The sequence below is a fragment of the Bacillus sp. JJ634 genome, from assembly GCF_036962285.1.
Taxonomy (GTDB): domain Bacteria; phylum Bacillota; class Bacilli; order Bacillales; family DSM-1321; genus Peribacillus; species Peribacillus asahii_A.
In genome coordinates, this window is record NZ_JBALMU010000146.1 from 1 (window position 1) to 7,305 (window position 7,305).

At 34.9% G+C, this 7,305-nt stretch carries 7 protein-coding genes; 4 read left to right on the top strand and 3 right to left on the bottom strand.

Annotation, left to right across the window (positions count from 1 at the left end; genetic code table 11):
• Positions 1 to 416: 416 nt before the first annotated feature.
• From V7068_RS19220 to V7068_RS19230, 3 genes are all read left to right on the top strand, one after another.
• The gene (locus tag V7068_RS19220; protein ID WP_499714118.1) at positions 417 to 1,178 is read left to right on the top strand and encodes a CsxC family protein; all 762 of its coding nucleotides are present in this window, start codon (positions 417 to 419) and stop codon (positions 1,176 to 1,178) included.
• A gap of 338 nt (positions 1,179 to 1,516) precedes the next feature.
• Positions 1,517 to 2,809 (top strand): hypothetical protein, encoded by a 1,293-nt coding sequence (locus tag V7068_RS19225; RefSeq protein WP_499714119.1) that lies wholly within the window; start codon positions 1,517 to 1,519, stop codon positions 2,807 to 2,809.
• A gap of 34 nt (positions 2,810 to 2,843) precedes the next feature.
• Positions 2,844 to 3,104 (top strand): hypothetical protein, encoded by a 261-nt coding sequence (locus V7068_RS19230; protein ID WP_499714120.1) that lies wholly within the window; start codon positions 2,844 to 2,846, stop codon positions 3,102 to 3,104.
• A gap of 358 nt (positions 3,105 to 3,462) precedes the next feature.
• Here V7068_RS19230 and V7068_RS19235 read toward each other — a convergent pair whose 3' ends face one another.
• Complete coding sequence (locus V7068_RS19235; RefSeq protein WP_499714121.1) at positions 3,463 to 3,663, bottom strand: hypothetical protein; 201 nt, start codon at positions 3,661 to 3,663, stop codon at positions 3,463 to 3,465.
• A gap of 577 nt (positions 3,664 to 4,240) precedes the next feature.
• Between V7068_RS19235 and V7068_RS19240 the strand changes: the two genes are divergently transcribed.
• On the top strand, positions 4,241 to 4,387 hold the full coding sequence (locus tag V7068_RS19240; RefSeq protein WP_499714122.1) for a hypothetical protein: 147 nt from the start codon (positions 4,241 to 4,243) through the stop codon (positions 4,385 to 4,387).
• Between the two features lie 429 nt (positions 4,388 to 4,816).
• On the opposite strand, the gene V7068_RS19245 is transcribed toward V7068_RS19240, so the two are convergent.
• Both V7068_RS19245 and V7068_RS19250 read right to left on the bottom strand, forming a co-directional pair.
• Positions 4,817 to 5,272 carry a M67 family metallopeptidase gene (locus tag V7068_RS19245; RefSeq protein ID WP_499714123.1) on the bottom strand — a complete coding sequence of 152 codons (456 nt, stop codon included), beginning with the start codon at positions 5,270 to 5,272 and terminating at the stop codon, positions 4,817 to 4,819.
• Positions 5,247 to 7,070: a hypothetical protein gene (locus V7068_RS19250; RefSeq protein WP_499714124.1), complete on the bottom strand. Its 1,824-nt coding sequence runs from the start codon at positions 7,068 to 7,070 to the stop codon at positions 5,247 to 5,249. The genes V7068_RS19245 and V7068_RS19250 overlap by 26 nt, the downstream gene beginning before the upstream one ends.
• Positions 7,071 to 7,305 lie beyond the last annotated feature (235 nt).

A 7,305-nucleotide genomic window follows, 5' to 3' on the forward strand; every position in this document is an offset into this window, starting at 1 on the left:
TTATTTACAAATTGTAGGCGGGGAATATTTGACGCTTACGTTAGAACATTCTGATAGAGTTTCAGATTTTTGAACAGAACAAGCCTGTTTCTGGTTAGGTTTTGGATTACCGAACATTAAGATTTCCCCTTAAATAAATTGGTTACAAAATAAAATATGAAAAAGAAAGGGAGTTGTATAGATGCTTGTCCAAAAATATAAAATTAACAAAAAAGTGACAATCTTTCCTTATACAACAAATCTAAACACAATAGAGTCTGGACTATGCCAAAGAATCTGAATTCTAATGATTCCTCCATTCGGCATTGCTTCTACTGCATTTTTAAGAATGTTCAATTATAGGTTTATTGAAAACATTCGAACATAGTCATTTATACTGCATAGGATGGATTATCTAGACTCTAGGAGGTTCTCGAATGTCTGATTCATATAAAAATAATGAAAGTAACTGTTCAGCTATACAATGTGAATGTATACAAGTTCAGCTACACCATCCCTATATCCCTATGGGAGAAATGGTTGTTAAGGTGCCAGTAGTTTTAGCTCATCTTACTTTACAGATTAGTTTGGATGCCATTATTACTTTTCCAGAACCTGTTCTAGAAATAAAAGATATTAAACAAAAAGTCGTATTAACTCAGTGCCAACTGTTGCTCCCAACAAACAAATTATTTATTACAGGGTTTATACGCAAAAATATTCAATATGTACGCCCAAACAGCAGGATTAAACCACCCACTTCAACAACGATTTCTTCTGCTTTGCACTCTTTAACCGTCGACGTTCCGTTACAATGTACGGCAGAAATTAAGGACTACTTGTCAAAACCAGTTATGTCTGAAATAAATACTGGTCACGAATTTGATTTCAACGTATCGGAACCTTTAACATCGGACTTTACCAAAAAAGATGAAATACTTACAAGCAATCCTTCCCAATTCCATCAAGTAAGTTCCCAATTTTATAACGAGTTACCTTTCTGTGAACTACTCTCCAGCAAAATTATTGAATGGGATGAAGCGATAGATAGAGTCCCCTTCCCTGAAATTGCACCTATTGGGGAAGGATATTTTTCAAAAATGGAAGAAAAAATGGTCGTTTATATGACCTTAAATGTTCTTCAAAATCAACATATACAAGTCTCATCTTCAACAAATGATAAAGATGTATCATCATGAATATGATATTGGCTAATTACAAGTTTTGTAATCAGCATACAGTTTCATTCAAGACAATTACATTTCTCAAACTAATGGATTCAATTACCTTAATTCAATTTCTTATTTACAATTCCATTCTAAAAAGCACCTAAGTAATCTCTTAATCATATATTATAGCAATAGAAAAGGGGGTAAAAAGAGGGGAGGGAACAGGAAAGGATGCTCTATTACGCCATATCTTCCATTTCAATATGAACAATCAGGATAATGTACCTCAAAAATTAAACGTATTTCGTAAAAAGAAGCAAAATAACCTGGCCTACTTAAAAAAAACTAGGACAACTCTAGATGAATCTATGAAAACAGATCAACACACTCATCCAAAACAACAAGTTGCCTCTACCGATAAAATAACTACAGAAAAAATCTCTGTACCTTTAATTTTGCATCCGCCTATAATTACTGGACACCAAATAATAAGAAGTGCGAACAAAGAAACAATAGATTCATTTAACTCATTAGAACAAGAATCGACAGACACTTTAAACTCCCAACCAAATGTTCAACAACTATACCAAGAAGTTGACAATACTTTGGATCAAGATATTCAACAGCCCTATCAAGAGGTTGACAATGACTCAAATCAAGAGGACGGTTTTTCAATAAACAATGAACCCTCTTCAATTCAGGGAAAATATTCCGTAACCGAAAATGATTTTTCTTCAATTGAAAAGGACATACCTTCATTACAAGAGAAATCTTCATCCATCATCGATGAATCTACTTCAGACCAGGAAGAGTCTTCTGTATTTGCTGATGCTTCCTTTTTCATGAATAATGACTTTTCTTCATTGCTGAAGAAATTCGCTATCTTACTAGAGGAAACTTCTTCATTCTTTGGCGGACCTATATTAAACCAGAGCGAATCTTCTAATATTGACAGTGATCTTACTGTAATAAATAGGGTACATTTTTCTGACCAGGAAAAAATTTATTCAAAGATTGAGGAATCATCTTCATCAGAAAATAAGATGAAAGATGTGCTTTTTGAACAAACTAAGAGCAAAAATCCATACCATCTTAAGCAGCAAAAAGATACCAATCCAATTATAAAGGTACCTGTATTACTTTCAACAGTTAACATTAATATTGATATCTTTGATTCTTTAGATTTATTAAATTCCATATCAAGTATTTCAAAAATTGACTGGTCCATTCACTCTTCAGAAATCCGAGTGCTTCTTCCTTCTACCTTCGTATTTTTTAAGGGAATATTAGTTGCTAATATCGAATATATAACGAAAAAAACAGGAAACTCTGTTCATAACATAACAATTCAAGTGCCTTGGAAAAAAGCAACAAATATCCAGTGGATTCATCCTCCTGTAATACCCAGCCGCCGTCAAAATACGTTTATGTTTCAATCAAATGATAAGGAGGATAGTAGCTATCACCACGAATATCAGGAACAGTTTATTGATCCAATTCAACATGTTTTACGCAGTATATATTTTGTATGGAATGAGGAACTTGATTCACAAATCGATGCCTCAAGGCTTTTCCTCCAAGGTACAGCTACCTTACGTCTCGATTTGTTGCAGGAACAATATATGAAGCTAAACTCTCTTCTAGATCCGCAAATAATATAACACAACAAAAGTTTTTCAATGGAGGAGTGATTTTATGCCCAACTTAATCGTATGTTCAGTAATGACTGAAATCCAAGCAGCCCAAGTCGCTAAAATATGTCAGGACTACGGAATTCAGTCTGTTATTAAAATGAAACCTTTTGTTGACATTTCACAACTAAAAAAAGCCGTAAAAGGCAAAATGAAAGAAAAATTATACGATCCATGTCCTTGTGGAAAAGGCAGAAAGTTTAAATTTTGCTGTTATAAAGATGAAATCAATATCGAGTTGCTAGATCCATACTCTTCTAAATAATTATCCTCGTTCCTCTTCTACTTCCACCGACATACCAAAAAAAGATCATGATTTTTTAAGTCATGATCTTTTCGACATACTCCTTATTTTTGAAGATATTTGCTTGAATTTCAAGCTCTGTTATATGGCGCTGTTGATTTTGGGTTCATTTTAGCTCTGTCTCCATAACAAAGAAGGAGAAAGCGAGCTTACTCCCGAAGATAGAGCAACCTTTCAGTCTACTGAAAGGCGTGCGAAATCGCGATTTCACACACCATGAGCCAAAAATCGTTTGATCGACAATATTTTTTAACGTAGCCTAATTTTAAAAAAGCCACGGCTATGTACCGCAGCGTAAAAAGTAGTTCGATTTATTTCTTCACTTTCCGTTCCTCCGTTTAGGATTATTGCCACTGCCACAACCGCAACCTCCATCTCCATATTTCTTTCTTTTATAAAAGCTCCCCTTCTGTACAGAGTGATTGTCTCTTGATTTATTTCCTAAATATACTTTTGTTTGTGATAGCTTTTGTGGAGAAACAGATCCAGTAACACTATGCAGTCCTCGTTTTTTATTCAAAATTGATTCCTCCTAGCTCGTTTAACTGAACTCCGAAAGCAACCTCCCTCTTTGAGTATGTGAAGGGCGTATCCCAACGGTAAGCGGGAGAGGGATTTCGGTTAAATGATAACCTAAACTTTCCGACTCTTACCAAATAAAAAAAGGAGTTTGCAGGGCTCAATTTGCAAAAGGAATACCCCCCTCTTTTCCAGTCGTACTACATTTCCTAAGTTCAAAAGTCGTAGAACAAGACAGTCTTATAAAACAAATGTAGTCAACGGAAACAGCATGCTCTTAGATGGCTATATCGAATCGCAGAAACTCAAACTTGTAATAATTAAACCATTCTGTTGCGTCATGTTCTCAAGTTCTGTATGGTATCGCGAACCAAAACAGACAAATATTATGTCTCTATTCTTATAGAATATGAACAAGCAACCTATACAGAAAGAAAGCGTCTAACCGTTAGTATAGACAATGATTAAAATTAGCGAAACGGCACGACTGCTTAGCTATTGAAGACCTAAATATTAAAAGAATGTCCCAAGCCTTTAATTTTGGCAAGAGCGTTGCAGATAATGCCTGAGGGAGGTTCATGACATTTCTCCAATATAAGTTAGAAGAGCAAGAAAAGAAGCCTATCAAAATAGAGAAGTGGTTCCCATCATCCAAGACTTGCTCTTTTCGCAGTCAAGCGAAGGAATCGCTATCCCTTTCTGAACCCACAGTCTCCTGTCAATGAGGGTTTTGCAGATAGAGATTTGAACGCTTCGATTAACACAAAAAATGAAGAATTCCGACTGTTAGCTTAATCATATACAGAATACGATATAAGCTCGATAGCTAAGTACATTTCATATCGTTAAGTTCAATTACCTCGGAAGTCTCCATCCCTAAACAAAGAGTAGGTGGCAAATAGTTTAAGTACACTACATTAAATTATATGAATCTATTTTTTAAAACGTGTTCGGGTATATACCCAAATAAAGCTGAGGAATCATAGATACCACCATATTAAGAAAGTTCGTTATTCTTCAATTTTTATTAACTAATAATTGATTCAAAAATCATTTTACCAACACAATCATTTAATATAGCCATTTATTAATAGTATGATTTGACTAGAACACACAAAGAAAAAGACGGCGTCCCGTTAGATCGGCCGTCTTGCTTACTCATCGACAACGATTAATTTTATTGGCATTACTGTGTTACCATGCATCTTAAAACAAGCCACATCTACTTTTCCTTTATAAAATGAAACGATTAAATAAGCTAGGTCGGTATAGGGGTTATTTTCTATATCATGTGATGAAGGAAAGGCGGGTGTACTGGGGTGTGAGTGAAAAATACCTGAAAGTTTTTCTCCTTTATGCTCCATGTTCTGAACGGCAAGTTTGATAGCTTCCATAGACATATAAAACCGGTTAGGGTTAAGAGATTCATTTTTTAATTTCCATAAAGTGTCCCCTGTATCTGTGATACCTGAAAGTAACCCGCATGCTTCATTGGGTAAGACTTTTTGGCAGTATACAATCATGTCTTCATATACATCTCTTTTGATTTTAAAATGAGAGATCATAACCTGTTTGTTTTGTACGTTAGTCCTGAGTCCATTGACTCCCATAGGAGGGACCGGGTACTGAGGGCTGAGTTGTTTTGCTGCGTAATGTAAAAAAGTCCAACGTAGTTGAATTTGAATTTTGACTTTGTTGTTGAGGCTGATTTATTCCTCGCTGTTGGGATATCATTCTTTGAAACCAATCAGCTGATTGGTGAGCCTGTTGTGGAGTGTTTTGTTGAGCTTGTTGTGAAATAGGTTGTTGAGTGGGTTCTTGAGTCTGTTGTTGAGTGGGTTCTTGAGTCTGTTGTTGAGTAGAATTATTCTGTATAGGTGACTGTTGTGCAGACTGAAGTGTATTTTGAAACCCGGATGTCATAGATGAAGGAGGTTGTTTAATATAGTTCTTGATAAAATTTTCCTTTTCCTCCAAACTCGATTCCAAACCAGCAAACTGAGCCTTCATTTGTTTCATTTGTTTTTCCCAAATTTCTCGATCTCTTTCATATTGGGATATTTTATCCTGATATAATTTCAGCTCAGCTTTAAATTGGTCCATTTGATTCTGAAGAGCCCTTTCACTATCCTTCTTTAATTTATAAACTTCAACTTCTTTCTCTTGGACTTCTGCAGCTAAATTTATATTTTGCTGCTTCAGCTCCTCCATTTGAACAATGGTTGCCTTTGTCTGGATTAATTCCGCTTTTAATTCATCAATTTGTGTGGACCAGGATCCTTTTTCCGCATCAAAAAGTTCTGATTTTTCTTTATACACATTTACTTGATCTTGAACATGCTCAAGAACATGCAAATAAGCTTCTTTTTCATGCTGATAGTGATTAGTTAGCCTATTAAATTCCTCAATTTTCAATTCCAAATCTTCTTTCAACTTGAGCTTTTCAGTTTCAAATTGTTCAAGGCGAGATAAGGAATCCTGGGCTTTTAATAACTCAGTTCTCATGACATCAATCTGATTTTCAAGCTCATTCTTTCTAGACTCAGACTTCTCGTAATCTTCTTTAAGCTGAATTACCTCTTGCATAAGCATCTCCTTCTCCTTTTTTATCTGGTTAAGTTCTATATTTTTTGCTTCCAATTGATGTTTTACTGAAGATGTCATCCGAACTAACTGCTTTGTTTCTGTAAAAACTTCATTTAGGTTGGAGGTTATTTTATCCATCCGCTTTTCATCGGATTGCCGTTGTGCTGAAAGTATCGAAATGCTTTCATGAAGCGAAGCATTTTCCTCCTCAAGTTTCGCAAACTCCTTAAGAAGTACAGTTTTTTCTTCACCAAATCGATGCTTCTCTTCCTGTAGCTTACCTACTTCATCCTCCCGCTCTTTCAGACAATCTAACATTTCGGCTTTTACCTTCTCCAACTCCAGTAACTGTGATTTCGCATTTGAAATTTCTGTTTTAAGATGACTTTCTAATTCAAGTACAGCGCTTTTATCTGTCTCCAATTGGGTTATCTTTTGTAGATAAGATACGTTTTTCTGTTGTAATTGTTCCTCTTTTTCTTTTAAAACTTGTAAGTCCTGGCCCATTTTTTGCTTTTGCTTCATTACATCGTCCAAAATTATTTTTTTATTTTCCAGTTCCTGTGTCAAATTATTTTTTTCTTTATTCATCTGATCTATTTTCTTTTTAGCTTCCATTAAATCGGCATTTATTCCCTCAATTCGTATGATAAAAGCTGTCTCTTTTTCTTGATACATAGTTCGTTCATTTTCCATCTGAGTTAATTTCTTTTGAATTTGTATAAGATTTGTTCTTACAATTTCATTTGACGCAGCAACTTCCTCTTTTTCTTGCCTCACCTTCTCCAGCTCTGCAGCTTTAGCAGTGAGTTCCAGTTCCAATTGCTGTTTTTCTTTTCTAAGCGTTTGAACATTTTCATTTAATTGTTCTCGTTCTTTACTAAATTCAGCAAGTTGACTTGCAATGAAAGCCTCCTTCTCTTTAAACATTTTGGCTTTTGATTTCTCCAATTCCATTAACTGTGATTCCACATTTGAAATTTCTGTTTTGAGACGACTTTCTGATGCAAGTGCAGCATTTTTATCTGCCTCTAATTGAGTTATCTTTTGTAGATAA

Coding starts and splice junctions, on each gene's coding strand:
- V7068_RS19220 (WP_499714118.1), top strand. CDS start 417: ATGTCTGATTCATATAAAAATAATGAAAGTAACTGTTCAGCTATACAA.
- V7068_RS19225 (WP_499714119.1), top strand. CDS start 1,517: ATGAAAACAGATCAACACACTCATCCAAAACAACAAGTTGCCTCTACC.
- V7068_RS19230 (WP_499714120.1), top strand. CDS start 2,844: ATGCCCAACTTAATCGTATGTTCAGTAATGACTGAAATCCAAGCAGCC.
- V7068_RS19240 (WP_499714122.1), top strand. CDS start 4,241: ATGACATTTCTCCAATATAAGTTAGAAGAGCAAGAAAAGAAGCCTATC.
- V7068_RS19245 (WP_499714123.1), bottom strand. CDS start 5,272: ATGGGAGTCAATGGACTCAGGACTAACGTACAAAACAAACAGGTTATG.